Origin of the sequence: Aliishimia ponticola (genome assembly GCF_004803475.1) — a bacterium.
Classification (GTDB): domain Bacteria; phylum Pseudomonadota; class Alphaproteobacteria; order Rhodobacterales; family Rhodobacteraceae; genus Aliishimia; species Aliishimia ponticola.
The window spans coordinates 961231-987617 of record NZ_SRKY01000002.1; the positions used below are offsets into that span (position 1 = coordinate 961231).

Genomic DNA, 26387 nt, shown 5'->3' on the forward strand with positions numbered 1-26387 from the left:
CTTTCACGCTAAAATTGTAACATGGGTTTGACGCCGCAGGTCGAAAAACCGCGGGAATGGTCCATTCGCGCCGGCAAGCGTCTTTGATGTCAGGACTGCGTCTCTGCCGGGCAGGGGCCGAAAACGCGTTCGAAGCTCTGGCGCAAAGCGACGTCCACATCGTCCATCGTGACCGGCAGACCCAGATCGACAAGGCTGGTGACGCCGTGATCGCTGATGCCGCAGGGCACGATGCCGGAGAAATGCTCCAGATCGGGTTCGACATTGATGGAAATGCCGTGAAAGCTGACCCATTTGCGCATCCGAATGCCGATGGCCGCGATCTTGTCCTCGGCGGGTTGCCCATCGGGCAGGGCGGGCTTGTCCGGCCGTTCGATCCAGACGCCGACGCGCCCCTCGCGGATATGGCCGCGCAGATTGAAACTGGCGAGCATGTCGATGATCCAGCCTTCGAGTTGCTGCACGAAAACCCGGACATCGCGGCCGCGACGGCCCACATCCAGCATCACATAGGCGACCCGCTGGCCCGGCCCATGATAGGTATACTGCCCGCCGCGCCGCGCTTGATAGACGGGAAAGCGGTCGGGATCGGTCAGGTCTTCGGGCTGGGCAGAGGTGCCTGCGGTATATAGCGGCGGATGTTCCAGCAGCCAGATGCATTCATCCGCCTCTCCGGCGGCGATGGCATTGCTGCGCGCTTCCATGAAGGCCAGCGCGTCCTCATAGCTGGTGTGACCGGGGGAGTTGATCCATTCTACCATGCCTGTGCCTCGTGAGATTGGGGCAGGACGGGGCGTTGGGACCGGGCCGCCATGGCGTGCCTGTCACGCGGCATCAAATGCGAGAGGCTGTGTTCCACCTGAGTATCCGTCCATACGCTCTGCGGCTGTCGCGGCGCGCCGGTGCGGCGCAGTGCCGGCCCTTCCTGCCAGAGCGTGCGACGTCAGACAAGCGCCGGGGTGCTTTCGGCGGGGATTGGGCCGCCCTTGCGGCTTGTATCCGGCCCAAGGCGGGCCATGTGGATAAGTCTGTGGGCGCTTAGGCAGCCTCGGAAATGACCTTTTGCAACATTTTGGCGTAGTTCTCCGGCCCTTGCGCCCCTGTAATCAGGTACTTTTCTGCAAAGATCATGCTGGGCACACCGGAAATGCCGTTCTGATACCAGACTTTTTCCTCGGACCGGACGGCCTGTTGGTGACATTCCGCGGTCAGGGCGGCGCGACTGGCGTCCCGGTCCAGCCCGACGGTTTCGGCCACGTCCAGCAGCACCTCGTCTTGGGACAGATCCTTGCCATCGCTGAAATGCGCCTTGAACAGCGCCATTTTCAGAGGGTGCTGCAAACCCTGCGTCGCGGCATAATCCAGCAGCACATGCGCGTGGAAGCTGTTCACGATCTTGCTGTCGGGATTGAAATTGAACTCAAAGCCAAGCGCCGCGCCTATATCCTGAAGCCGCTGGCGGTTTTGCACCGATTGTTCGGCGCTGGCCCCGTATTTGCGTTGGATATGCTCTGTCATGTTTTCGCCCTCCGCCGGCATGTCGGGGTTCAGCTCGAACGGGTGCCAGCGCACGCGCGCGCCCATTCCGGTCTGCGCCAGCGCAAGTTCCAGTTGCTTGTACCCGACGATGCACCACGGGCACATGACGTCAGAGATAATGTCGATCTGCACGACGGGGGCAGACGTGGTCGAAGACGTATCTTGCGGGGCCAAGGGCGTGGCGGAAGAGCTTTTATCCATGCGCTAATGGTTGGTGTGCTGTGCCGCGAAATCAAGCCCGGACGCAGCGGAAACGGCGTTTGTGAATAGAATTCGACGAAGAATCCTTGTGACGTAAGGGAAGTTGCATGGTAATCTCGGTGGATATCAGCTTTGTTTCTCAGTTTTCAGATTTCACCAGTTTTGTTCACACTAGGAGATTGACATGAAAAGTAAGCACCTTGCTGCCAGCCTTGTGAGCGCGGCTCTTGTCACGACCCCCATTACACCCGCCGTTGCAGATGCTGGCGACTTCATTGCGGGTGCGATCATTGGTGGGGTGATCGGAGCGAACGCCAAGAAACAGAAAACGCGCACACGGACGGTCTATAAATCGACCCGTGCCGCGCGTCCGCGTCTTCCTTCCACGCAGGAAGGGCGCCAGATCCAGACGTCACTGAACTATTTCGGCTTCAACGCGGGCCGTGTGGACGGTCAATTGGGCCGGACATCGCGTGCCGCGATTTCGAGTTATCAGGCGCATATGGGGTATCCCGTCACCGGGCATCTGAGCCAGTATGAGAAGGATTTCCTTCTGAACTCCCATGCGCGCGCGCAGGCCGGGGGCATTCTGACCTCGCAGCAGATCGCGGCGAATCCGCAGGGGCCACGTGGGCTGCTGCATGTCTATCGCGACCAGATCGCAGCGGGCAATGTCGTGGTCTCGAACCCCTATGCAACGCCGCAGATCGCGGCAGGGGCCGTGGTGCCGGGTACGGTCGTGACCTCGGTTCCGGTGCCGCAGGGCACCGTCGTCACTGTGGCGCCTGCCGGGCAAACCGCGCCGCAGCCGCCGCAGACCACCACCGTTGCCGCCGCTGCCCCGGCAGAGGAAGCACCCGCACCAAGCGCAGCCGCTTTGCCGAACTTCCTTGGCTCTGCCACGACCGCGTCTCTGGCCAGCCATTGCAACGGCATTTCGCTGCTGACCAATTCCAATGGCGGCTTCACCACCGTGTCCAACATGACCGACCCGCATTTCGCGCTGAACGAACAGTTCTGCCTGGCGCGGACCTATGCGATCAAGCAGGGTGAGGATATGTCCTCCAAGGTGGCGGGGGTGACACCCGCGCAGATCGCGCAGCAATGCGCGGCATTTGGCCCGGCGATGAAGGATCAGATCGCGGCCGTGTCGCTGCAACCGAAGGACGATGTGATCCGGGCGACCTCCGATTTCATCCTGTCGACGGGCATGGCACCTGCCGATCTGACCGGCACCGCGAAAATCTGCCTGTCCTCCGGCTACCGCACGGATGATCTGGATGTGTCTCTGGCCTCCAGCCTGATGCTGGTTGCGCTGGGCGAACAGGTCTATGGCGAGTTGATTGGCCACCATCTGAGCCAGGGTTTCGGCGTCTCCAAGCGCCCCGATCTGGCGCAGGGCTGGTACAAGATGACCACCGATGCGCTGGCGGCTGGGGCGCCTGGTGTCTTTGCGCCGGGTCAGCCGGAGCGTGCGGCGCTGCTGCAGAAAGCCTCGCTTGGTCTTGCCGGGGGCGCCCCGGTCGCGGCCGCGCCGAAGCCTGCAGCGGCCTCCCTGCCGACCTTCAGCACATCGGGCGACTGATCGCCCCACATGGATGACACAGCTTGGCCGTCGCCCCATACCGGGCGGCGGCTTTTTCGTGCGATTTTCTTGGGGAGGCGGGCTGTTTTTCCGCTTGTCGTGGCGACGACCTTTCGCTAAACCGCGCGGGCCTATGGTCTTGCGGTCGTGGCGGAATTGGTAGACGCGCAGCGTTGAGGTCGCTGTGAGGTAACACTCGTGGGGGTTCGAGTCCCCCCGACCGCACCATAGACTTCTCCCCATCTTCAGTATTAGGCACTTCGGTCCCCGCCCGCCCGTTTTCTGACTCAGAAAACGGACCGGAATTTTGTGTCAAATTCCGGTAGTGCCCAGTTCAGACGTCATGTCATCAGGTCATGGCCGTGCTGCGCCATGACGCCTTCCTCGTCGCAGGGGATGAGCAGGATCTGGACCTCTGAGGCGTCGCTGGAAATCTCTGTCTCGCCGGCTGCGTTTCGCGCCGTGTCGAGTTCCAGCCCGCACCATTCGAAGCCCTCGCAGACGCGGGCGCGGATATTCGGGGCGTTCTCGCCAATTCCGCCGGTGAAGACCAGCGCATCCAGCCCGCCAAGGATCGCCATATGCGCGCCGATCTCGCGGCGGATTCGGTGCACGAAATAGTCAATCGCGCCTTCGGCTTCTGCTGTGCCAGCCTCTTCCAGCAGGCGCATGTCGTGGGACAGCCCGGACAGTCCCTTGAGGCCCGATTGCTTGTAAAGCAGCGTTTCAATCTCGTCCGCGTTCATGCCCTTGGACTGCATCAGATACAGGACCACACCGGGATCAAGCTGACCGCAGCGCGTTCCCATCGGCAGCCCGTCCAGCGCGGTAAATCCCATGGAGGAGGTCACGCTTTGCCCATCCTGCATCGCGCACATGGAACAGCCGCTGCCCAGATGTGTCACGATGGTGCGGCCCTTGGCACGCTCTGGCGAGAGTTTCCGCAATTGCCGCGTCGCATGTTCATAGGACAGACCGTGAAACCCGTAGCGACGGATGCCTTCCTGGTAATAACTGCCCGGCAGCGCGTAGGTATCGGCGACCCATGGATGCGCCCGGTGAAAGGCGGTGTCGAAACAGCCGATCTGCACGGCCCCTGGAAAGGCGGTTTGCGCGGCTTTTACCCCGGCAAGGTTGTGCGGTTGGTGGAGCGGGGCAAGCGGCGTCAGCGCTTCCAGCGCGGTGATCGTGTCGGCGTCCAGAACCATCGGGGCGGCGCGGTCCGGGCCGCCATGCACGATCCGGTGCACGATGGCCTCCGGGGTGGGACAATCGTCGTGGCTTTCCAGAAAGTGCAGGATCGTGGCCAGCGCGTGGGCCTGGTCGCGCGCCTCGTCCGGGGCAAGCGCGCGGGTCATCACCGTGTCGTGGCCTTGCTTGGCGATCAATCGCGGCTCCGCGCCCAGCCCTTCAACCTGTCCATGCAGCTTGCGGTGCAGGTCTGCGGTGCCCGTAGAGGTGAAGACCGCGAACTTGATCGAGGACGAGCCCGCGTTGATCGTGAGTATCTCTGCCATCAGCCATGCGCCTGTGCGTTGCGGGCGCGCCATTCCTGATACAGCGCAGCAATGGCGCAGGACGCGAGCCGTGCCATTTCGCCATCCGCGCGGCTGGTCAGGATCACCGGCACCTGCGCGCCCAAGGCGATGCCTGCGGCCTCGGCATGGGCGACGAAGGTCAGTTGTTTCGCCAGCATGTTGCCCGCTTCCATATTGGGTGCGATCAGGATTTCAGAATGCCCGGCCACGCGCGAGATTATGCCCTTGGTGCGTGCTGCGTTCACGTCCATTGCGTTGTCCATCGCAAGCGGGCCGTCCACGATCCCGCCCTTGATCTGGCCGCGTTCGGCCATTTTAGACAGCGCCGCGGCGTCCAGTGTGGACGGAATCGCCGGGTTCACCGTTTCGATGGCCGAAAGGATGCCCACCTTTGGAAGCTCCAGCCCGATCGCCAGCCCGACATCGATGGCGCTTTGCGTAATATCCACCTTGGTTTGCAGATCGGGCATGATGTTCACCGCCGCGTCGGACACCAGCAACAGGTGGTCCAGCCCCGGCACATCCATCACGAAAACATGGCTGAGCCGCCGCGTCGTGCGAATGCCGGTGGATTTGCTGAGGATCGCGCTTAGCAGGTCAGAGGTATGCAGGTGGCCTTTCATGATCGCGCCGACCTCCCCGTCACGGGCCAGCGCGACCGCGCGTTTCGCTGCCTCTCTATGGTCGGGCTCGTCAATGATCTCGACCCCGGTCAGATCGTCGCCTTCGGCCTGCGCCACGGCAAGGATCTTGTCCCGCGCGCCGATCAGGATCGGGGTGATGATGCTTTGCCGGGCCGCCAGCAATGCGCCGCCAAGTGCGGCTGGTTCTTCCGGCGCGACCACGGCGGTCCTGATCGGGGGCAGGGGCCTTGCGCGCTCCAGCAGTTTTTCGAAATGCACGTGGCTTTCGACCAGAAGGTTCGGGATGTGCTGGCCTTCCAGATGGACCTTGGTCCTGGGGGCCAGAATTTCTGCCTGGCCTTCGGCCACAGGGCGGTCATCGGGGCCGGTGACGCGGGTGTCGAGAACAACGATGTTGTCCGGCCTCTTTTCCGCGACCGTCACCGTGATGCTGAGCGTGTCGCCAACATGTACACGTTCGGCAAATTTGAGGTTTTGCGACAGGTAGAGCGTTCCGGGGCCGGGCAGCACATTGCCAATCACCGCCGAGATCAGCCCGCCAACCCACATCGAAGGGGCCACGGCCTCAAGATCGTCATGGGTGTCGTTGGGCAGATGCAGCGGGTTCAGATTGCCCGACGCATGGGCGTAGATATACAAGTCGCGCGCGGTACAGACCCGCGTCACTGTCGCGGTCTCGCCGATGGCCAATTCATCGTAGGTCTTGTTTTCTGTAATCATGTGCCTGTCTTCTTCCCGGCGCTGGCCTTGGGGAGCGTGGGTCTGGTGACGCTAGTCCGGTTCATGGGGTCGAGTTCCCTGCTTCGGTCCCGGTTATGGCCCATATTTCCGCGCGTGTCCCTGCGCGAATAAACGCGGCGAACGGCTTTTTCTCGTGGCACCAGCCTTAGCGATTTCATGCCTCGGGCCAGAGGCGTTCCCGCAGCGCGCATGCTGCAAGCGCAGCATTTTGCGGCATATGCACCATGTGCGGGCTTTGATGCCCGCGATTTTGGCACATGGCGAAGCCCGCGCGGGTGCTTACAGGATCGCCTTGATCCGCTCCATCGCTGCAAGGATGTTCTCCGTTGAATTGGCGTAGGAGAAGCGCACATAGCCTTCGCCGTGTTTGCCAAAGGACGTGCCCGCGACCGTCGCGACCCCGGCCTTGTCCAGAAAATGGTCCTGCGCCTGCGCGGCGGTCATGCCGGTGCCGGTGATGTTCGGGAAGGCGTAAAAGGCCCCGGCGGCATCGGTGCAGGTCACGCCGGGCAGCGCGTTCAGCTCGCGCACGATGACCTCGCGGCGGGCGTCGAACTGTTCGACCATGTCATGGACGGCATCCTGCGGCCCGTTCAGGGCGGCGATCCCCGCATTTTGCGTGGCGGCGTTGACGCAGGAATGATCGTTGATGCACAGCCGCGTGACATGATCGACCAGCGCGTCCGGCCAGACGGCATAGCCCAGCCGCCAACCGGTCATCGCATAAGTCTTGGACCAGCCATCCAGCATGATAAGCTGGTCGCGGATTTCCGGGTAACTCAGCAGCGATGTGTGCTGCCGCCCGCCATAAAGCATGTTGGAGTAGATCTCGTCCGACATCAGCGCCACATGCGGGTGGTCCATCAGCCCGGCGACCAGCTTGTCGATCTCTTCCTTGGGGGTGACGCCGCCGGTGGGATTGGCGGGCGAATTGATGATGATCAGCCGCGTGGCAGGGGTGATTTGCGACAGGACGGTTTCGGCGGAGAAGGCGAACCCGTTCTCCTCTTTCAGGGCGATGGGAACCGGGGTGGCCCCGGAATACCGGATCACCGATTCATAGATCGGGAAGCCTGGGTTGGGATACATGATCTCCGCGCCCGGTTCGCCAAACATCATCACGGCGAAGAACATGGTGGGCTTGCCGCCCGGAACGACAACGACGTTGTCCGGGTTGACCTCGGTGCCGTGGCGGCGATGCAGATCGGCCGCGACCGCTTCGCGCAGGGCAGGGATGCCATTGGCCGGGGTATAGCCATGATGCCCGTCCCGCAGGGCCTTGATCCCGGCCTCCACGATGTGATCGGGGGTGGGGAAATCGGGCTGGCCGATGCCAAGGTTGATGATGTCGCGCCCTTCGGCTGCGAGTTTCTGCGCACGCGCCAGAACGACAAACGCGGATTCGGTGCCAAGCCGTGACAGGCTTTTCGCAAGGATCAGATCGGTCATATGTGGGTCCCCCTCGTTTCCACCAAACAAGTAGCTCAACCCAGCGCGGTGAGCCAGAGCCACGCGGTCCCCAGTGACGCGCCTGTGGCGATCAACACCGACGAGGCCGCGACGCGCTTGGCCCGGCCATACATGTTCGCAAAGATATAGGCATTGAAGCCCGGCGCCATGGCCGAGGTGATCACGGCGGGTTTGAAGCTGTCGGCGGGCAGGTTGAAGGCGCTGCCCAGCGTAAAGGTGATGGCCGGGTGCAGCAGCAACGCGATGACGCAGACCATGGCGATTGTCTTCATGTCGCCTTCGGGGCGGTATTGGATCAGCACGCCGCCAAGCGCGAACAGGGCGGCAGGCAGTGCCGCGCGGGCCACGAGTGCCAAGGCGTCATCGACCACGCCCGGCAGGGGCAGCGCGGTGATGTTCCAGACGAAACCGGCAAGGATCGCAAGGAACAGCGCGTTGCTGGTAATCGCTCGCACCACCTTGATCGCCGCGGCTGAGATGTTCTCGCCCCGCGCACGGGTCAGTTCCATGGAGGTGATGCCCAAAAGGTAGCAGAACGGCGCGTGGAAGGCGATGATCGCATAGTTGGCGTCCAGCACGTTTTCGCCATAGGCGCGTTCAGTGATGGGCAGACCCAGCAGAACGGAGTTGGAAAAGAGACAGCAAAACGCAATGGCAACGGCATCTTCGGGATCGCGCCCGAACAACACCCGCGCGCCGATGAGGCCCGCGAAAAAGCAAACCAGTGCGCCGGTATAGAACGACGTAAGCAGCCGGATGTCGAAGCTGGCGGCGATGTCGATTTTCGCGATGGCCTGAAACAGCAGGCAGGGGATGGCAAAGTTCTGGGCAAAGCGCATCACGCCGTCGATACCGGAGACTGGAAACACGCCGCGCCAAACAGACACGTAGCCGAAGCCGATCACGAGAAAGACGGGGAGGATCACGTCGAGAAGCGTCTGCATCTATGTCTTGCCAAATTGCGCGGCCCAAGGGCCGCAAGTCAGGCTGGCGCGTCCGGGGGACGCGCGGTGAAGCGCCGCGCAGGGTGTCACGGCAGGGGCGATATCAATTGCAGCCCGTCATAGGCCGGGAGGATGTGTTCCGGCGTTTCTGCTGCAACCGTGTCGTAATCGAGATCGATATGCATATTGGTCAGCACCGCGCGTTTGGGGGCGGTACGGTCGATCCAGTCCAATGTCTGCGCCAGATGGGAATGGGTCGGGTGCGGTTCGCGTCGCAGGGCGTCCACGATCCAGACATCCAGACCCTCCAGCACCGGCCAGACATCGTCGGGGATTTGCGCCACGTCAGGCAGGTAGGCCAGATCGCCGATGCGGAATCCCAGCGCCTCGATCGAGCCGTGATTGACCTCGAACGGGATAAAGGGGATCGGCCCGCCGGGACCGTCGACCTCAAACGGTCCGGTGATCGATTTCATGTTGAGGATTGGCGGATAGGGCGATCCTTCGGGCTGTACGAAGGCATAGGAAAAGCGGCTCATCAGCGCGTTTTGGGTATCGCCATCGGCCCAGACCGGCAGGCGCGCGCGCATGTTGAAGACGATCATGCGCAGATCGTCGATCCCATGCACATGGTCGGCGTGGGAATGGGTGTAAACTACGCCGTCGAGCCGCCCGGTGCCGGTGCCAAGAAGCTGGCTGCGCAGGTCCGGCGATGTGTCGATCAGCACCGTGGTCGTGCCATCCGGCCCCTCCCGTTCCACCAGCGCCGAGCAGCGGCGGCGGTGGTTCTTGGGGTTGTCCGGATCGCAAGCGCCCCAATGGCCGCCAAGCCGGGGCACACCGCCCGAAGAGCCACAGCCCAGGATGGTGAAACGGATTTCAGCGCTCATGCTGTGGCCTCGAAGGCTGCGACTTTCCAGAAAAGCCGGTCGAAATTGTCTTGGGTGGCGGCTGCGAACTCCGCATAGTCGAGGCCAAAGACCTCGGCCCCGACACGGGCGGTATGCGCGCTAAAGGCAGGCTCGTTTCGTTTGCCGCGATGTGGGGGCGGCGCAAGATAGGGGCTGTCGGTTTCCACAAGGATACGGTCCAGCGGGGCGGCGGCGAAAATCTCGCGCAGGTCCGTGCTGCGGGGGAAGGCCGCGATGCCCGACATGGACAGGTAAAAGCCCAGATCAAGCGCGGCGCGGGCCAGGTCCGGCCCTGAGGAAAAGCAATGCATCACGCAGGTATATGGCTTGCGATTGAAGCCATCGGTCAGGATTTGGGCCATATCCTCATCCGCGTCGCGGGCATGGATGATCAGCGGCAAGCCGGTTTCCTGCGCCGCCTCGATATGGATCAACAGCGAGGTTTTCTGCACCTCGGCGCTTTCGGCGGTGTAATGGTAATCAAGGCCCGTCTCTCCCAGACCGACTAATTTGGGGTGCTGGGACAGGCGTACCAGCTCATCGACCGAGGTCATCGGCTCTTCGGCGGCGCTCATCGGGTGGGTGCCAGCAGCATAGAACACCGGGGCATGGGCTTCGGCGATGGCACGCACGGCGGGTTCGTTGCGCAGGCGGGTGCAAATCGTGACCATACGGGTAACACCGGCCTCGGCGGCGCGGGCGACAACGGCGTCCAACTGGCCGTCGAAATCGGGAAAGTCGAGATGGCAATGGCTGTCGGTGATGGAGGGCGTATCGGTCATGCGACGGTCCTGTCTGCGACCGCGCGGGCGGTATCGTTCAGCTTCAAAAGTGTATCGAGCACCAGTGCGGCAGGGTCAAGGTTGACCGCCCGGCCATGGCGCAAGCGGGCGGTGATGTCGGCGCTGCGCTCGGCCCAATAGCGGGCGGCCCCTGTGTCGGGGGCGAGGCGCGCGAATGTGTCGGCTTCTGACGGGGCGGCATCCGGCAGCGATTGGCCAAGCGCGCCCGACCGGGCCAGCCGCGACAGCGCCATGTCCAGAAGGGAGATCAGCAGGTCCAGCTTGTCTTCTGCCCCACGCGTCGCAGAGGCATCGGCCAGCGCCTTTGCGCGCGGGCGGTCAAGGCGCGGCATGGTGCCCAGCAGCGCGATGAGCTCGGCATAGATTTCCAGCCCCGACAGGTTGATGAGGCGCAGCGCATCGCCGACCGACCCGCCCGAAAGTTCGGCCAAAGCGGTGTCGGCATCTGGCAGCTCGGCCGCGGCCTGTTCCAGCGCATCACGCATGTCGGCGGGCGGCAGCGGCACGGTCCGCAGCGTCCGGCAACGGGACCGGATCGTCGGCAACAGCCGCGAGGGCTGGTGCGAAAGAAGCAGCAGCGTGGTGTCCGCGGGCGGCTCTTCCAGCATTTTCAGCAGCGCATTGGCCGCAGGCACGTTCATATCGTCGGCGCTATCCACGATGACGACGCGGTGGCCCCCATCGGTCATGGACAGGTGAAAGAACTCTCCAAGCTTGCGGATATCGTCGACCACGATCTGATCGCGCATCTTGCCGGTCTTTTCGTTCTCGGTCCGAATCACGACGCGCAATCCGGGCTCGGCCCCGGCGCGGATGCGTTGGCTGACCGGATGTTCGTCGCTGATCTCCAGGCTGTCAGGAGGGGGCGGGGCACCGAACAGGCCATCATCGGTCTGCGGCGGTGTCGCCAGCAGAAACCGTGCGATGCGGTAGGCAAGCGTCGCTTTCCCTGTGCCGCGCGGGCCAGAGATCAGCCAGGCATGGTGCAAGCGGCCCGACGTGAAGGCCGTCAGAAAGGCAGCTTCAGCCTGCGCCTGTCCGATCAGCCGCGGTGTATCGCGGGGATGCGGGGCGCCTTGAACCTGATCTGGACGGGGGCTTTCATCGCTCATGCGGGAGATGTAGCGGCCTTTGCCGGGAGGGGCCAGAGCCTCGGCGTTGTTTCAGCCCGCATCAAGCCGGTCAAGCACCGCAGCGGACACATCCTGTGCAACAGCGTCGATATCGCGGTTGCCATCGATGACGCGGAAGCGGTCCGGAAATTCCTGGGCCAGGGCCAGAAATCCGGCGCGCATCTGGTCCTGCAAGGATTGTCCGAACGCCTCAAAGCGGTTGTCGGGATCGGCGCGGGACAGGGCGCGGGCAAGCCCCGCTGCCGGATCCATATCGATCAACACGGTCATATCCGGTTCGCGCCCGATCATCCGGTCATGCAGCAGATCGACCAGCGGGCGCAAATCGCCCCGGCTAAGGCCCTGATACATCCGTGTGCTGTCGGCAAAGCGGTCGCAGATCACGATCTTGCCTGCAGCCAGCGCGGGCTGGATGGTGCGTTCCATGTGATCGCGCCGCGCGGCGGTGAACAACAGCAGTTCCGTTTCCGCCGACCAACGACCGGGATCGCCTTGCAGGACAAGCGCACGGATTTCCTCGGCGCCGGGGCTGCCGCCCGGCTCGCGCGTGAGGACGACGTCGTGTCCCCGGGCGCGCAGCATTTCCGCAAGGCGCCAGGCCTGCGTGGACTTGCCCGAGCCGTCAATCCCTTCGAAGCTGATGAACATTCCGGTCAAGGGCAGGGCCGCGACTTAAGACGCGTCTGCCGGTGCGTCCTGCCATTGCTGGAACAGGATACGCGCCGCTGTGGTGATGCGGGTCATGAAACCGCCCGCAGGGACGTCTTCTGCGGCGACTAGCGGCACGCGGACTTCTTCCAGCCCTTCGGGGGTAAAGATCAACTCTCCAAGCTGCTGGCCTTGCGCAACGGGGGCCTGAATCGGGCTGCGGAACACCGCTTCGGCATCCACATCATCGACACCGCGCACGGGCAGCAGGATTGTCTGGTCTTCGGCGGGAACAAGGCCCACTTTCTGCGCCTCGCCCATCCAGACCGGCGCTTCTGCGATCAGCGTGCCAGACCGGATCAAGGGAACTTCGGCAAACTGGCGAAAGGCCCAGTTGACGATGGACTCGGCTTCTTCGGCCCGCGCTTCCTGCGAGCCCAGCCCCGAGATCACAAAGATCACCCGGCGCCCATCCTGCTTGGCAGAGCCAACCAGCCCATAGCCCGCTTGCTGGGTATGGCCGGTCTTGAGCCCATCCGCGCCGATCCCAAGGCCCAGCAGCGGATTGCGGTTGAACCGGTTCGAGCGTTCATTGGCGTCGAACAGGAACTCCTGCTCGGAGAACATCGGGTAGAATTCCGGGAAATCGGTGATGATCCGGTTCGCCAGCAGGGCCAGATCGCGGGCGCTCATCAGGTGGCCTTCCTGCGGCCAGCCGTTGGAATTCATGAAGGTGGAGTTGGTCATGCCCATTTCCACGGCCCGGCGCGTCATCAGGCGGGCGAACCCGGCTTCGGTGCCATCGGGGCTCAGCGCTTCGGCAATCACGGCGCAGGCATCATTGCCCGACAGAACGATGATGCCGCGGATCAGGTCTTCGACCTTGACCCGTTCGCCGGTTTTCAGAAACAGGGTCGAGCCGCCGTAATTCATCGCGTGCTGAGAGACAGGCAGTTCTTCGGTCATCGACAATTGACCGTCGCGGATCGCTTCGAATGCCACGTAAAGCGTCATCAGCTTGGACATGGAGGCCGGGGGCAGCGGCGTGTCGGCGTTCTTGTTCAACAAGACCGTGCCGGTGTTCTGGTCCAGCACGAAAGCAGAGGTGGCGCGGGTCTCGAACGCCTGCGCGGGCAAGGCGCTGAACAGGGCGCTGAACAGGGCGGTGAAGATGAGCGCGAGCGCGGCAGCTAGGGGGCGGTTCACGTCGGTCTCTCCTATTTTGGTCCTAGTTGGTCACCGGATAGGCATCGGTAAAGCCCTCCGTGCGGATCTTCGCCTGAAGCGCGTTACGCTCTGCCGAGGTTTGCGCCGGGCCAACGATGACACGCCAGAAGGGTTTCCCGCCGGTTTCGCCCTTGCGAATGGTCGGCAACATGCCTGCGCTGCGCATCTGCTTGGCGGTGCGGTTGGCATTGGCTTCGACGCTGAAAATCCCGACCTGAAGATAGGGCTTCGCCAGCGAGGAGGTCGGCTTGGGCGCAGGCGCAGGTGTCGGCACTGGGGCAGGGGCCGCCGCAGCGGTCTGGGCCGCTTCCGGCGCGGCATCAATCGCAGCGCCCGCGGCGGCAATCGGGTCCAGCGGCGTTTCGCTGACATCTTCGGGCGAGGCAATGACACCGGTGTCTTCCGGCGCGGGGGCCGGGACGTCAACCGCGACTTCCTCGCGGCGCAGCGCGACCACGCTCAACTCCTCCGGCGCGCCGGCCAACATGCCAAGCGCCGTTGCCGCATCGGACGAGATTTGCAGGCGCGGGCCGGGGATATCCCGTTCCTTGCGGAACAGCGCGCCGACGACGAAATTGCCATTCGCAGTGTTGCGGATCATCACACGCTCTGGCTCTTTGACATCGGGGTGGGCAACCCAGACACCGCCCAGCGAGGGGCGGCCATCCCAAAGCCCGGCCTCGGTCACGGAAAACACGTCGGGTGCTTCGACGTCTTGCTCGACCGTTTTTGTCGCCGTGCCGCTTGCCGCAGAGGCTGTCTGCCCCGCGTTCTGGCGCAGGTTCAGCTTGTCCGCCAGATTGAACTGCCCGCTTTCGTCACACCCGGCCAGAAGCGCAAGCGCCGAGGCGCTCATTGCTGCTAGCATCCATCGATTGCGCGTAATGCCCATTGTCTCAAGCCCCGTTTGTGGCGATTGCCCGCCTTATCTCTGCTCGTACCAGGCGCGTTGGACGTGCCAGCCCCCACTGCGCTTGTTGTTAACGGTTCTAACCCGAACGCGGCGCGGTGAAAAGCACGACCTGAAAGGGTCGGCAATTTTCCCCAGAAGTGACGGGCGCATTTGCGTATTTCAGAATCGCCCGCAGCAGGTTAGACGGACGGCCTGACCATATACGCCGGAGGAGTGGCAGAGTGGTCGAATGCACCGGTCTTGAAAACCGGCGTGCGTGAAAGCGTACCGTGGGTTCGAATCCCACCTCCTCCGCCACCATACCTTTTTCATCGATCGGCTTTGGTCGCCTTGGGCGGCCCTTTTTGTTTGTGTCTTTGGGCTTGGCCTATTCGGCCGTTCCTCTTGAGCTTCTTTTGGTTTCGTCTGACTTCGGTCATTGAGTGGTATGGAATGTGGTATTTTCCATGGCCTTGTCTGGCAAACTCACCAAGAATCTCGGCGCTGGGCGTCACGGCGATGGGAACGGTTTGTATCTCGTTGTCGATTCCTCCGGTGCGCGGCGGTGGATCGTGCGGGTAGTGGTCAAAGGGCAGAAGAACAAGAACGGCGCGCCGCTACGCACCGATTTCGGCTTGGGCGGCGCGGATATCGTTACGCTAAATCAGGCGCGGGAGCGCGCCTTGGAATATCGGCGGATGGCCAGGCAAGGCTTGAACCCGCGGTTCAATGCGCGGCAGGAGATTCCCACCTTCGAGGAAGTCGCCCAGCAGGTTCATATCGACCGTATGCCCACCTGGAAGAACGCCAAGCACGGGCAGCAATGGATCAACACGCTGCGCGACTATGCCTTTCCGAAGATCGGGCGGATGCCGGTCGATACAGTCGACCAGCCGGAGGTCATGATGTGCCTCGCGCCGATTTGGACCGAAAAGCATGAGACCGCCAAGCGCTTGGCCCAGCGGATCAAGACCGTGCTGGACGTCGCGCGCTCAAAGGGATTCCGGTCCGGTGAAAATCCGGTCACGGCGATCAAGGACGCCGGGGCGCTGCCGAAGGTGAAGGCGAAACCGAAGCATCACAAGGCCATGCACTGGAAGGATGTGCCAGCGTTCTACGCGGATCTGAATACGCGCAACGCCATGGCGGCGAAGGCGCTGATGTTCACCTGCCTGACCGGGTCGCGGACCGGGGAGGTCCTGGGGTTGCGCTGGGCGGAGATCGACTTTGACACGCGGCTTTGGACCTGCCCTGCGGAGCGCATCAAGACCAGCGTGGTGCACCGAGTGCCGTTGACGTAGGAAATGCTGGCGATCATCGCGCCGCTGAAGGCGCTGAAATCGGAGTATGTGTTCGAGGGCCAGAAGCGCCATAAGCCTTTGTCGAACATGTCGATGCTGATGCTCCTGCGCCGGATGAATGTCGAAGGCGTGACAGTGCATGGGTTTCGCTCGACCTTCCGCGATTGGGCGTCTGAAGTCGCCAAAGTGCCGCGTGAGGTCGCCGAAAAGAGTTTGGCCCATACGGTCGGATCAGATGTCGAGCGGGCTTATGCTAGGTCGGATTTGCTGGACCGACGGCGGTCTCTGATGAACGATTGGTCGAAATTCGTTGCATCTGGTTCCGGGGTTAAGAGTTAGTGGCAATCAGAGTATCGATCAATGAGGACGAGCTCAACTTTCTGGAGCTTTTTCGGGTCGCGTTGAGCCCTGAGACGCTTGAGGAGAGGCTAGCCGCAATTCGCTTTGTGAGGCACGAGGTCATCGAGGGGCGGCTGCAAAACATCTCTGAATGCCACAGCCGCGACTGGATCAATGCACCTGAGAACAGACGTCTCGCTGAATGGGCAAGCAAGACGTCGCATGACCGTCACGAGGCGATCTACGAGTTCACGCGTGTGTCGCACCAATATGAAGATAGGAATGAGCGACGGCTAAACATCGCTGAGCATGTTGGCAAGCTAATCGATAATTCCATCCACGACGGCAAATTCGAAGGCGTTCAGACGCGCAACGGCATTTTATACCAGCTGACCGCGGCTGGTAAGGAGCGCGGGATCAGTGGGGCGCGGGACAAGGACGTGGTGCGAAAGAGTTGGAATACCTATCGCGGCATCGTGCATCTCGGCATGGCAATGGACCTCTGCGAAGACCTGAACATGGGCACCGGAATGGTGCTGTTGGTGGCAGAAAAAATCCGCCGTCGACTTTCCGAAGTTTGCCCGAAGCGCACAAGAAAACCCTATGTCGATCCGGACGAGCAAATTTCATTTATATACGAATCAATGACTTATGGTCCCCGATTTCAAAATCGGGGACTGCCATTTTACGTCTGCACTGACCATTTCACCACTGTAATTCAACACAGTGGAAAGAACCCGAAAGATGGCAAACCTCTTCGACGAACATCGCCTCTATATTATTGGCTACTCCGAACTCAACATCATCGGCGACCGCGAAAAGCTGGCGCAATGGCGCCACAAGAACATGGGCCCCGCTTATTACAAGCTGGGCCGCAAAGTCATCTACCGCGGCGCGGACCTGAACGCGTGGGCGGCATCGAACCGCCACGATCCGAACGAGCCGCGGGCGTAGAGCTCGAACTCCTCCGAACATCTGATTGTTGAGGCGAACCCAAAGTGGAGCTACCCGCCCCTGCTTTCCGGGAGAGGACCACCGTGTCACGCTCTTACAAAGGTATCACACTCAAACATCATCGCGTCTATTCTGCTCAGGATTTGATGGTCGCGTTCAAAGTGTCGAAGAATACGGTGTCCAATTGGGTCATTGCAGGGTTGCAACGCGTGGATCAGGAGCGACCACACTTGTTTCGCGGAGCAACCGTCAACACCTTTCACGACGCGCGGCGCAAGCGCGACCGGACCTCCCTACGCCCTGGAGAGTTCAAGTGCACCGGGTGCAATATGGCGATCTTTCCAGTGCCGGGGACCGTGGTGGAAGAACCGTCGCGGAACGGAACAAAGCTTCTGTCGGCGCGGTGCTCGGAGTGCGGTGGGCATGTGTATCGGTTTGCTTCGGTTGCAAAAAAAGAGCCATGTGCCGGGCAGCCTGATCCCAATACGACCGAGACCTGCGCACACGAAGAAAACACCTCAGCCCGCTCTCGTATTGGTATTTCCCATACCAACTTTTGCGGTCCGAATGAGCGGCTCCTCTACGCATGGCAAAAGCACGCCGGTCAGTTCAGCGACAAAACCATCGACCGACACCTGACGGCGATTCGTTGGCTGGAAGATTTTCTCGATGGCAAGCCCTTCGTGAAACTCACCTTAGAGGACTGCTACGCGGTGCGGGATCATCTGAAGGCATCGCTGCACCCCGGCGCGCCGAATCCCAAATCGAAGTCAACAGTCCAGCATACAGCTTCCCATCTGAGAGACTTCTTCGAATGGCTCTTGAAGCAACCGGAGCATAGACGTCTGCCAGCGGGACTGCCCGATGCGCTTCGACTGCCGAGGGCGGCCTATTCGGCCAGCCTGCCAAAAGCGCCCAAGGCATACCCCTCACTGGAAGAGGCGAGAAACTTGCTCAAGGGCATGCCCTCAAAGACCACCATCCAAAAGCGCGACCGAGCGATATTTGCGCTCGCCTTTCTTGGTGCTTTGCGCGCCGACACATCGATCTCGCTCCGGCTTGGAGACGTCGATTGCACCGGCGCAAAGATCATCCAGAACGCCGATACCGCGCGAACAAAAAACGGTAAAAGCCTGCAGATCGCCTGGTTCCCGATCCCCGAAGACTTGCGTGCCGCCGTCATCGACTGGGTCGCCTTCATGGAGGGCGCGGGTTTCACTCCCGAAGACGCTCTCTTCCCTCAAAAAAACGCCTTCAACGGCCGCCGCACGTTCCCTGCACGCCGCAATCAACCGATCGCCCCAATGACTTCCTGTCACTCTGTCTCGGTAGCTTTTGAGGTGGCGTGCAACGGACATCATACAAAATACACCCCACACTCCGCCAAACACACGATCGCAGCGGAGAGAGACCGCCGCCGCCTGACAAGCGAACAACGTAAGGCCTGGTCGGAAAACATGGGCCACGAAAACGAACAAATCACGTCATCGCATTACGGAAAGCTGACACACGACCGGCGCCTTGCGCTTTTGGAGCATCTTCCGTTGGAAGATGAAGAACGTGAGGTTCTGGACCTTGCGAACGAGGAGAAAATTGCGTTCTTCGACCAATTTGTCGAAACGTTTAATTCTTCTCGCAAGCGAGGGTCCTAGCAAGCGAAAATCGCGCGTAGGATAATTGCGGCGCACATACGTCCACCTCGCAAGTTTCTCGACGCTTACCGGGTCGGACAGACGCGGCCCATCTCGGTGCATGCTCCAATGACATTGCACCCCGACTTTGGTGTTCAGAAGTTCGACTGAGCTATTCCCAATGTTCGGACAGATTTCTAGTTAGATTATGCTACCCTTGGTCCGGCTGATCGGGTTGGGTTTCGTCCTTTCTCAGCTATTAGACCACGGCCGAGGAGGGGGGCGCCAAGCGCGGAAAGGGGGCGCTTTCGGTTGTAGAATTCGATCCATTGTCCGACACCCGCATTCGCCTCTGATGCGTCCTCCCATGCGAGCAGGTAGACACTTTCATATTTCAGTCTTCTCCAGAGCCGTTCCACGAAGACGTTGTCGAGGAATCGCATCGTGGCATTTGCACATATCCTAGGCTTCGTCTGCGGTGGCCGACCCAATGTCTTGGTCGGGCGGGAACCGGACGTTCGCCGCAATCGCAGAGACTACATGCAGGACCGTCGGAAGCTGACTTTCGGTTTCTATTGGCACCGGCAGGCATGCTGCGCGGCCGAGTAGCGACTTCGAGCGTTCAGGTGCCAATTTCTGCAAAGTGAATGAAAGGGCGTGACTCCTGAAGAGATATCGTTGGCGTATGAAGTGACGTCCCGACATCGACGTTTCAGACATCGTCCTCCAGACATGCATTTCCATCCCTTTTGGAGACACTTCATTCTGGCAGGTATTTTCCCGACCAGCTTTCGCTGGCAGCGCCCGCCCCGATCATCGCGTCAATAGTTTCCGGATGGTATCCGAGCCTTCCAAGGACCTCGCGGGTATGTGTGCCGTATTCTGGCATCGGTCCGGGTATAGTGATGCGCCCGCGCTCCGGTCGCACCGCGTTCGGAGCAACAAGATCAGCCCAGCGACCCATCGGGTGGCGGTCGTGGCGGATGACCCGGAAGGTCGCCTGTGTCAGGTCGATGGCCCCGTCACTTTCCCTTTGTATCGCTGTATCGCGGGTTGCGTGGAGCGAGCCGAGCAGGACCACCGTGGATGATGTGCCCGCAAAGGCCGCTGCCCAGTGGGCGAAGGGGCGCGTAGCGAAACGTTCGGCCAGTACGGCAGACAAGGTTATTTCGGGCTGATCGGCAAGATCGGCAAGATCTGGAACCGCGCGCAGGGCCTCGCGCTGCTCTTCGGGGGCGGCGAAGAACATCCAGCCATCAGCCGCTTCATAGCAGTGGTAAAAAGGCGCCCATCCCCGCGCCTCGCGTCCAAAGGGCTCGTCGAAAGGCCCACGCCCCTCAAAGTCATACATGAATTGCGCCTGAATCAGGTTTCCTGCGGCCGCGAGCGCAGCGCGAGCGATTCCGCCTTTCCCGGTGCGGTTCCGCCGCTCCAGGGCGGCTGCGAGCGAAATACAGGCGCAGAAGCCGGTCAGCACATCGATGGTGCCGAAATGGGCGTGCTCCTCGGGTGTTGCCATGCCACCACCAAAGCGAACCATCACGCCGGTTGCCGCCTGTGCAAGGTCATCATAGCCAAGATGGTCGGACTTCGGTCCCCGCAACGGCCCGCCAAAGGCATCGAGCTGGACAAGGATCAGCCGCGGGTTCATCTTTTCCAGCCGTTCGGGCGAGAGGCCCAGCTTGTCGCGTTGTTCATCTGTGCCGTTCATCGTGATCACGTCGGCTTCGGCAATAAGCTTAGTCAACGCATCCTTGCCTTCCGGGGTCTTGAGGTTCAGCAGAATGCTTTTTTTTCCGCGCTGCGCATGCAGACCAAAGACCACCGCGTTCCACGGATCGACCGAGGGCTCGACCGGCTGGACCAGCGTCACCTCGGCGCCAAAGCGCGCAAGTGTGGAACCGATTGTCGGTCCGGCGATGACATTTGTCAGATCGAGAACCTTGAGCCCTTCGATCCAACCGCCTTTGCCTGTTCTCACGGGCGCAGGTCGGACACGTTCGGAAAGGATCGTGCCGAGCTGGTCACGCGCGTTGTCGAGCGTCGGACCCGGCTGTTTGACTGCCGCCAGCGCGTCATCGGCGATCCAGGCGACATTGCCCATTTGTCGCATCTTTCCATAACGCGGATCGTCAACAACCAGCACAAGGCCCGATGCCAGAGCATGGGGATCGGCGAGCCATTCCTGCGTGAATCGCTGTGCGGTGCCGGGCGCCTTGGCCGCACCGAACAGCGCCTCCCATTCATGCGAAGGACGGGTAAGAAATGCCGCCTTCATCGCCGATGATATCCGGGCGCGGTCTTTCGCGCCGACCGGATAATTCCGGGCGCTCCAAGCGGCGGGCCAGTCCTTGCAGTCGAGATAGGCGGAGAAGTCTGGCAGTTCGTTGGCCAGATCGCTGAGTCCGAGCGTCCGCAAGGCCCGCTGTGGATGTCCCGCGATGGAGCAGGCGACCACATAGAAGCCACGGCCATCGGCACAGGTATAGGTGCGGTAGAAGGGATCGAGGAACTCCGACAGTTCCTCGAAACGCAGGTTCATCGGTAGTCCATTGGCGGTGCGGCGATCAAGTTCGACCTCGCGCGGGGACTTGTAGCGTGCTGGATAATCCTCGATCTGCTCGCAATTGTAGATCAGCCCTTCCAGAAGCGCCGAGGCCAAGGGAACCTCGATATGGTCGCCGCCGTTGCGGTCCCGCGCCGCGAGCGCGAAGAGCACGGACATCGCACCGAAAGCCGCGCCATAGGCGGAGGCGAGGGCAAGCGGCGTGAAGCTCGGGTTGATACCCATGAGTCGTCGGTTGAGCCCCATGTCGGTGAACTGCCCGGTCCGCGCCGCGATCACCGCCTCCCAGGCGGCCAGTCCGGCAAGCTCGGGGTCGGTCGACGCAAAGCCGGGCATCGAGAGGCTGATAATCCCGGGATTGACCGCGCGAAGGTCGTCCGGCCCAAGGCCCAGCCGCTTCATGACGCCGGGGCGGAAGTTCTCGATCACAACGTCAGAGCGTGCCGCGAGATCGAGTGCGACGGCCCGGTCGTCCGCATTCTTCAGGTCCAGCACAAGAGAGGACTTGCCGCGCGCCAGCATATCGCTTGCCGGGGACTTGAAGCGCGGACCGCCGGGCGGATCGATGCGGATCACCTCGGCGCCCATGTCGGCCAGCATCATGCCGACAAGGGGCCCCGCCAGATACTGCCCGAAATCGAGAACGCGGATGTTGGAGAGAGGACGATCGGTCATCATTGGTCGGTTCCTTACGCCCTTCCCGCCGCGGGATACGTTCACGTCCATCTGGATATATCGTCGCAACCGGTCTGAACACTGGACAAAAAGTTGGTGCCTCCATAACAAATACTTATGGACAAGGCGAATAGGCAGATAGCGGGATCACTCAACGCTTTGATGGTTTTCGAAGCGGCCGTGCGCCATCGCAGCTTTTCGGGTGCAGCGGCGGAGTTGAACCTGAGCCAACCGGCCGTATCGCGCCATGTCTCGACGTTGGAACTGCGTCTGGGCCAGCCTCTGTTCATTCGCAACAACAACCGGATCGTGCCGACCGGCAATGCACAGAGGTTGGCCGACGCAGTAGCATTAGGATTTGGTCACGTTCGCGATACATGGAACAGCATTTCAGCTCCAACCGACCGCGAAGAGGTCGTTCTGGCGTGCAGTTTCGGGATTGCGGATCAGTGGCTGATGCCGCGATTCAGCGATCTTCGGACGTCCATGCGGGGCGCACGCGTAAGTGTGGTGACCACGGATCAACTGGAAGACATCGACCTCTCAAGCATCGACGCCGCCGTAGTCTGGCAGCCTGAGGCGCATCCAGAACGACCCGCGATACCTCTGATCCCAGATGAGTGTTTTCCGGTCTGCACTCCGGACTTCTACGCGCAACACGTGCAGGGCAATGACGACCTCTCTGACGTGCCTCCGGATCTCTTCCTACATCTGGATGTCGGGCGCTCCGGTTTCCTGACATGGAAAGACTGGTTCACCGAAGCGGGCTGCAAACCAGTACTGTTCGGGAATCCTATCGAGTTTGATGCCTATCCTTTCCTTATCCAAGCCGTTCTGAGTGGCGAGGGCCTCGCTCTGGGCTGGCGTGGCCTGGTCGATCGGCTGCTGGCGGAGGGCCACCTGATGCGCGCCGGGCGGAGTGTTTCAAAGCACGATACGGCATACTTCCTGCAACATCGGCCGATCATGGAAGAAAACACGCCACTTGCCCGTCTGGTGAACTGGTTTCGGGAGAAAGCATAGCGCCGGGAGCCGAAAAAGGGCGGCCTTTTCCACACTCTGGGGCCTTGGTCCAAATCCTGATCGAGCGCCCATCGCGGATGTCCGGCTCCACATGCCGCGCCGCGGCACGTACACGGATCATCGAACGTCGGCTTCGGGCCGTCTTCGGCCACGAAAACTCGCCGGACTCTGCCTAATGCTGCGAAGTGGAGAATGGCCGCGAAGAGCGCAGAGTGCATGATGTTGCAAGAAGCACGAATGTCCGCTCCTTGGGGCATGGCCAAAAACGTGGCAAAATCAAACGGAGATTCGCCAAGGGTTTGTGGCGCAGTATTTTTCAATGATTTCGGTCGCTTCTCTGAGAGTGCCAAAAACGACCGTTTTTGGCCCATAGGTTCTGTCATTGGGTTTGTGTCCGGTGTGCGGACAATGCTGCCAATAGAGCTTCCACCTATTGGTTTGCGTGATTTCCTCTACCACACATTATCGCATCCAATTCCGCTACAGTCAGGGAAGTTACTGGAACGGCTCGTTTCGTTTCTACAAAGGGCTACCACCCTCGCAGATACCTCATCCAACTGAATTCGCCTGGAATGCACTCAGCGGGCACAAGGAATTCGGTGCCATAAACTTCACTAAGTATTTCATAAAATTCGGAAAAATCGTCGCCGTAGATACCCAGATCGGTAACGATCTGCGTGTCCGCTTTGACATCTTCTACTCGGAGGTCATTCCCGAAGAATCGCCTCAAAGCTTCTAGAACTCTCTCTGGAGCTTCTGATGTTTGCATGGCGTGCCAGCACCCGTACCAATCCCTTGTCAGATTTACTTCCATAGAAATGTACTTCAAGCTCTCGTGGTAGGTCTGGGCTCTCTACGGACCTTCTCCGCGCCGCAGGATATGCCAAAACTCAACCGTTTCTGTCACCGGCAGAATCGACCGTTTTTGACATAGCCGAAACCGCCAAAGCCGACCTTGGCGCAACCGCAGCGAAACGGTGCTCCGTCCGCGTTGCAGTCATCGGCCCCCGAAAGAATGCTGCTCGATCGATCAATGTCGGCTTCGGGGCAGCTGCATCGCGGCGTCGCGGTACTCGGCCAATGTCCGGAAAGGGCCGTCCTAAACAGGTTGGGGTGCTTGAGCGCAATGGATGCTGCGCAACGTTTAACGGCGTCAGAGAGCCCTCTTCGACCGACGCGGCAGTTCACATGAGTTACTGCTTTGGTAAGGTAAAACCAACATAGGCCAAGAAAAACCGGCACTGAAATAAGGATGATGTCACCGCAGATGATGCGCGTCAGCGCGCCTTCCTCCAAGCACCGTCATCCCGAAAAGCGAGAACAACAGGAGAAGCCCGCTCGCGGGGAGGGGCACAGCCGCAACTTCAATTTCCTCCGGGATCAAAATTGGCTGAATCTCTATAAAAAAGCCCGCAAACTTCGTGACTTGCACGAGGTCGGAGTCGAAAATTGTCGCCACCTGCGTCGCGTTCAAAGTGGTTTTGCCATTCGGGGACACTGACATCAGGTTATCGACGCCGAAGTCCGTCCGAAAAAACGGAGGTTGCGGGGCGCCTTCATGCTCAAGCCCGAGCAGGTGCCCGATTTCGTGGGCAATCACTTCGACCTGCAAAGGACCGGGGGCCTTGGTCACTGCAAAGCTGATTCCGGTGCCGATCCCTTCCGCGATACCGGATGCAAACTGACCAAATAGCCGGATTGACTCCACCCAGAAAAGATTAACGATCGGTTCTGCCGCACCTAAAGCAAAAAGATCGAAGAGATTGCCGACTTCCCCCACGTTCTGCGTGTCCGAAAAAGGGTTAGCCACAGGATCGAGCCTGACATCCAATAAATCGGGTCGTGCAAGTGACTTGCCCGGCAGCAGTCGAATATCTATGACGGATTGACCATAACTTGCCTGACCGAATATTGCGTCCAAAGCCGCCTCGTCAATCGTTGTTGCACGCGCCTCTCGACCGCGAGGAACAGACAAGCGATTGAAAACCAGCACTTCATCTCTTAGCCCTTTTCCTCAGCGTCCGAAGGCCGACCAACCCGATCGCCAGAAACCAGGCACTTGCAGGCAACGGGACCGGTGAGGGTGTGTCGGCACGGGAATACCGGTTGTTGGCGATCCGGGGTTCATCGATGTCGATGAAATATCCATCGGGCAGATTGAAGACATCGCCTTCGAGCGCGAATGAAACACTGTTGCCACCGTTGGCAAATCCAACCGCTTCTAGCCCGGCAAGAAGCCCAGACGCGCTGCTTGCTAGACCAAAAGAAATTGATCCCGTTTCGCCTGGCCGTAGCAACACCTTTGGTGTCGTGATTGAGCCGGATAAAGAGTCGAATTCTGAGTCTCCCACATTTGCGGAGACGCTGATGCGTTCTTCGAACGTATATGACAGGGCGCCATCGGAAATCGCGCCAAAGGCGCGAAGGCTGGCCGACGTCCGCTGACCCCCGTTCAGAAGCGAACCCTGATCATTGAACAGCGCTGTGCTTGTCGCTGAAACGCTTCCCGTCGCGTGCAAGTTTATCGAGATGGGAACAGGTGCGACGCCGATAAAGTCGGAGCGAAGAGTAAACTGGTATGTGACCGAAGCGGAGGCGGTTGCACGCCCATTATTTTGCTGTTGAACATTGTCGAATCCTGGGTTTGCAACCAAGGCTTGTGCCCGTACCGTTCCAGCGTTCGCGCTTGCAATTGCGGATGCACCACACGCACCTGCTGGTCCGGTTCCCGCGTTGGCATTCAACGAAATACCAGTGGTCGAAAGGGTGACCGTCTCAGAGTCAGGAGGTTCTACACCACAAGAGGCGACCACGCTGACATTATGCAATGTTGCTGCAGCACCTGCCGACGCCAAGGAAACTGCAAAACCGGCTATCAGACAGAAAAAACGTGTTCGCACGACAGAACCCTTACATTTGCGCCGATGTTTTCGTAATTGCCAAATCGCAAGGGGAAAGGCGAACCTGTTTGCTTCCCAGCAATAAAGACACCGAAAACTCGATACGGTTGACTTTCAATCTTACCTGCTTGCCGCCTCACAGTTCATGAACGGACAAGCCCACCCCCAATTGTGTGCCGAGCCGCATTGCCCTATTCAATCCCCTTAAAGGGTAGGGTTTGATTGATGACAGAACCGCTCAATGCGCGCGCCATGCAACCGGGTGACGGTAGGGCCGTTGTCGCTTTATGGAAACGATACCTGCCAGACACCGAGGACTGGGAGACGTGGCTGCCTGATCTTCTGGATCGACTCGTGTGCGATGGCGCGGTTCTTGGGGGCGTGGTCTTTACCGAAGGACAGAAACCACGCTGCTTGGCGGCGGGCATCACCTGTTTCTTGCACGAAAGCGTTGCCGAAGATTTCGTCGCGCGACCCAAGCCGTATTTGAACCGCAGGTTGCTGACCCGGTTTCGTGATGGCGACAGGTCCGTTTTCCTGTTTCCGCAGGAACAGGCACCGCGAAACGCCGGGGCCGGGCTGGAAATGTTTGTTCTTGAATACTGCCAGGAGACATTCGATTTCGAGAGCTCCCTGGCTCATCAGATTTTGAACGCGATCATTCCAGTCTATATAGCGGCGCATACCGGATTTAATGTCAAACGCTGCCTGCATGAAACCGA

Annotated in this window: 22 protein-coding genes, 2 tRNA genes and 1 pseudogene; 9 read left to right on the top strand and 16 right to left on the bottom strand. The window is 60.7% G+C overall.

Features of this window, described 5'->3' with window-relative positions:
• Positions 1-89 precede the first annotated feature (89 nt).
• Positions 90-761 (bottom strand): lipoyl(octanoyl) transferase LipB, encoded by a 672-nt coding sequence (gene lipB / locus E4Z66_RS10985; RefSeq protein WP_136463020.1) that lies wholly within the window; start codon positions 759-761, stop codon positions 90-92.
• Between the two features lie 277 nt (positions 762-1038).
• The gene (locus E4Z66_RS10990; RefSeq protein WP_136463021.1) at positions 1039-1740 is read right to left on the bottom strand and encodes a DsbA family oxidoreductase; all 702 of its coding nucleotides are present in this window, start codon (positions 1738-1740) and stop codon (positions 1039-1041) included.
• A gap of 184 nt (positions 1741-1924) precedes the next feature.
• Here E4Z66_RS10990 and E4Z66_RS10995 point away from each other — a divergent pair, with 184 nt between their 5' ends.
• Positions 1925-3325 (top strand): peptidoglycan-binding domain-containing protein, encoded by a 1401-nt coding sequence (locus tag E4Z66_RS10995; RefSeq protein ID WP_136463022.1) that lies wholly within the window; start codon positions 1925-1927, stop codon positions 3323-3325.
• A 141-nt stretch (positions 3326-3466) separates the two neighbouring features.
• Positions 3467-3553: transfer RNA gene (locus tag E4Z66_RS11000), tRNA-Leu, on the top strand.
• A gap of 113 nt (positions 3554-3666) precedes the next feature.
• Here the strand turns inward: E4Z66_RS11000 and E4Z66_RS11005 are convergent.
• The 10 genes from E4Z66_RS11005 to E4Z66_RS11050 all read right to left on the bottom strand — a co-directional run bounded on the left by E4Z66_RS11005 (position 3667) and on the right by E4Z66_RS11050 (position 14252).
• The gene (locus E4Z66_RS11005; RefSeq protein WP_136463023.1) at positions 3667-4842 is read right to left on the bottom strand and encodes an acetate/propionate family kinase; all 1176 of its coding nucleotides are present in this window, start codon (positions 4840-4842) and stop codon (positions 3667-3669) included.
• Positions 4842-6227: a bifunctional enoyl-CoA hydratase/phosphate acetyltransferase gene (locus tag E4Z66_RS11010; RefSeq protein WP_136463024.1), complete on the bottom strand. Its 1386-nt coding sequence runs from the start codon at positions 6225-6227 to the stop codon at positions 4842-4844. The genes E4Z66_RS11005 and E4Z66_RS11010 overlap by 1 nt, the downstream gene beginning before the upstream one ends.
• A 300-nt stretch (positions 6228-6527) precedes the next feature.
• Positions 6528-7697 (bottom strand): pyridoxal phosphate-dependent aminotransferase, encoded by a 1170-nt coding sequence (locus E4Z66_RS11015; protein ID WP_136463025.1) that lies wholly within the window; start codon positions 7695-7697, stop codon positions 6528-6530.
• A gap of 35 nt (positions 7698-7732) precedes the next feature.
• A complete protein-coding gene (locus tag E4Z66_RS11020) occupies positions 7733-8662 on the bottom strand; it encodes an AEC family transporter (protein WP_136463026.1) in 930 nt (309 codons plus the stop codon).
• Between the two features lie 86 nt (positions 8663-8748).
• Entirely contained in the window at positions 8749-9552 is an 804-nt protein-coding gene (locus tag E4Z66_RS11025) for an MBL fold metallo-hydrolase (RefSeq protein WP_136463027.1), read from the bottom strand.
• Positions 9549-10355: a TatD family hydrolase gene (locus tag E4Z66_RS11030; RefSeq protein WP_136463028.1), complete on the bottom strand. Its 807-nt coding sequence runs from the start codon at positions 10353-10355 to the stop codon at positions 9549-9551. Before E4Z66_RS11030 ends, E4Z66_RS11025 begins: the two co-directional genes overlap by 4 nt.
• Positions 10352-11488, bottom strand: coding sequence for a DNA polymerase III subunit delta' (locus tag E4Z66_RS11035; RefSeq protein ID WP_136463029.1), 1137 nt, complete (start codon positions 11486-11488; stop codon positions 10352-10354). The genes E4Z66_RS11030 and E4Z66_RS11035 overlap by 4 nt, the downstream gene beginning before the upstream one ends.
• 51 nt (positions 11489-11539) lie before the next feature.
• Positions 11540-12157, bottom strand: coding sequence for a dTMP kinase (gene tmk / locus E4Z66_RS11040; RefSeq protein ID WP_136463030.1), 618 nt, complete (start codon positions 12155-12157; stop codon positions 11540-11542).
• 24 nt (positions 12158-12181) lie between these two features.
• Positions 12182-13330, bottom strand: coding sequence for a D-alanyl-D-alanine carboxypeptidase family protein (locus E4Z66_RS11045; RefSeq protein WP_136463106.1), 1149 nt, complete (start codon positions 13328-13330; stop codon positions 12182-12184).
• 55 nt (positions 13331-13385) lie between these two features.
• Positions 13386-14252 carry an SPOR domain-containing protein gene (locus tag E4Z66_RS11050; RefSeq protein WP_246035970.1) on the bottom strand — a complete coding sequence of 289 codons (867 nt, stop codon included), beginning with the start codon at positions 14250-14252 and terminating at the stop codon, positions 13386-13388.
• Positions 14253-14504: 252 nt separating this feature from the next.
• On the opposite strand from E4Z66_RS11050, the gene E4Z66_RS11055 reads away from it, so the two are divergent.
• From E4Z66_RS11055 to E4Z66_RS11070, 5 genes are all read left to right on the top strand, one after another.
• Positions 14505-14594, top strand: a tRNA-Ser gene (locus tag E4Z66_RS11055).
• Positions 14595-14743: 149 nt separating this feature from the next.
• Positions 14744-15577 (top strand): tyrosine-type recombinase/integrase, encoded by an 834-nt coding sequence (locus E4Z66_RS11060; protein ID WP_246035971.1) that lies wholly within the window; start codon positions 14744-14746, stop codon positions 15575-15577.
• Between the two features lie 3 nt (positions 15578-15580).
• Complete coding sequence (locus tag E4Z66_RS19865) at positions 15581-15916, top strand: tyrosine-type recombinase/integrase (protein ID WP_246035972.1); 336 nt, start codon at positions 15581-15583, stop codon at positions 15914-15916.
• Complete coding sequence (locus E4Z66_RS19665; protein ID WP_168797779.1) at positions 15916-16902, top strand: hypothetical protein; 987 nt, start codon at positions 15916-15918, stop codon at positions 16900-16902. The genes E4Z66_RS19865 and E4Z66_RS19665 overlap by 1 nt, the downstream gene beginning before the upstream one ends.
• 51 nt (positions 16903-16953) lie before the next feature.
• Entirely contained in the window at positions 16954-18522 is a 1569-nt protein-coding gene (locus tag E4Z66_RS11070) for a tyrosine-type recombinase/integrase (protein ID WP_136463033.1), read from the top strand.
• Between the two features lie 185 nt (positions 18523-18707).
• Here E4Z66_RS11070 and E4Z66_RS11075 read toward each other — a convergent pair.
• A pseudogene (locus tag E4Z66_RS11075) lies at positions 18708-18941 on the bottom strand (integrase core domain-containing protein); the annotation flags it as partial.
• A gap of 320 nt (positions 18942-19261) precedes the next feature.
• A complete protein-coding gene (locus E4Z66_RS11080; RefSeq protein ID WP_246035977.1) occupies positions 19262-21745 on the bottom strand; it encodes a CoA transferase in 2484 nt (827 codons plus the stop codon).
• 114 nt (positions 21746-21859) lie between these two features.
• On the opposite strand from E4Z66_RS11080, the gene E4Z66_RS11085 reads away from it, so the two are divergent.
• Positions 21860-22765, top strand: a complete 906-nt coding sequence (locus E4Z66_RS11085; RefSeq protein ID WP_136463036.1) for a LysR substrate-binding domain-containing protein — start codon at positions 21860-21862, stop codon at positions 22763-22765.
• Between the two features lie 1258 nt (positions 22766-24023).
• On the opposite strand, the gene E4Z66_RS11090 is transcribed toward E4Z66_RS11085, so the two are convergent.
• Positions 24024-24758, bottom strand: coding sequence for a zinc metalloprotease (locus E4Z66_RS11090; protein WP_136463037.1), 735 nt, complete (start codon positions 24756-24758; stop codon positions 24024-24026).
• 1 nt (position 24759) lies between these two features.
• A complete protein-coding gene (locus E4Z66_RS11095; protein WP_136463038.1) occupies positions 24760-25665 on the bottom strand; it encodes a VPLPA-CTERM sorting domain-containing protein in 906 nt (301 codons plus the stop codon).
• Between the two features lie 225 nt (positions 25666-25890).
• Between E4Z66_RS11095 and E4Z66_RS11100 the strand changes: the two genes are divergently transcribed.
• Positions 25891-26387: hypothetical protein (locus E4Z66_RS11100; RefSeq protein WP_136463039.1), on the top strand; the 497-nt coding region annotated here is incomplete at its 3' end.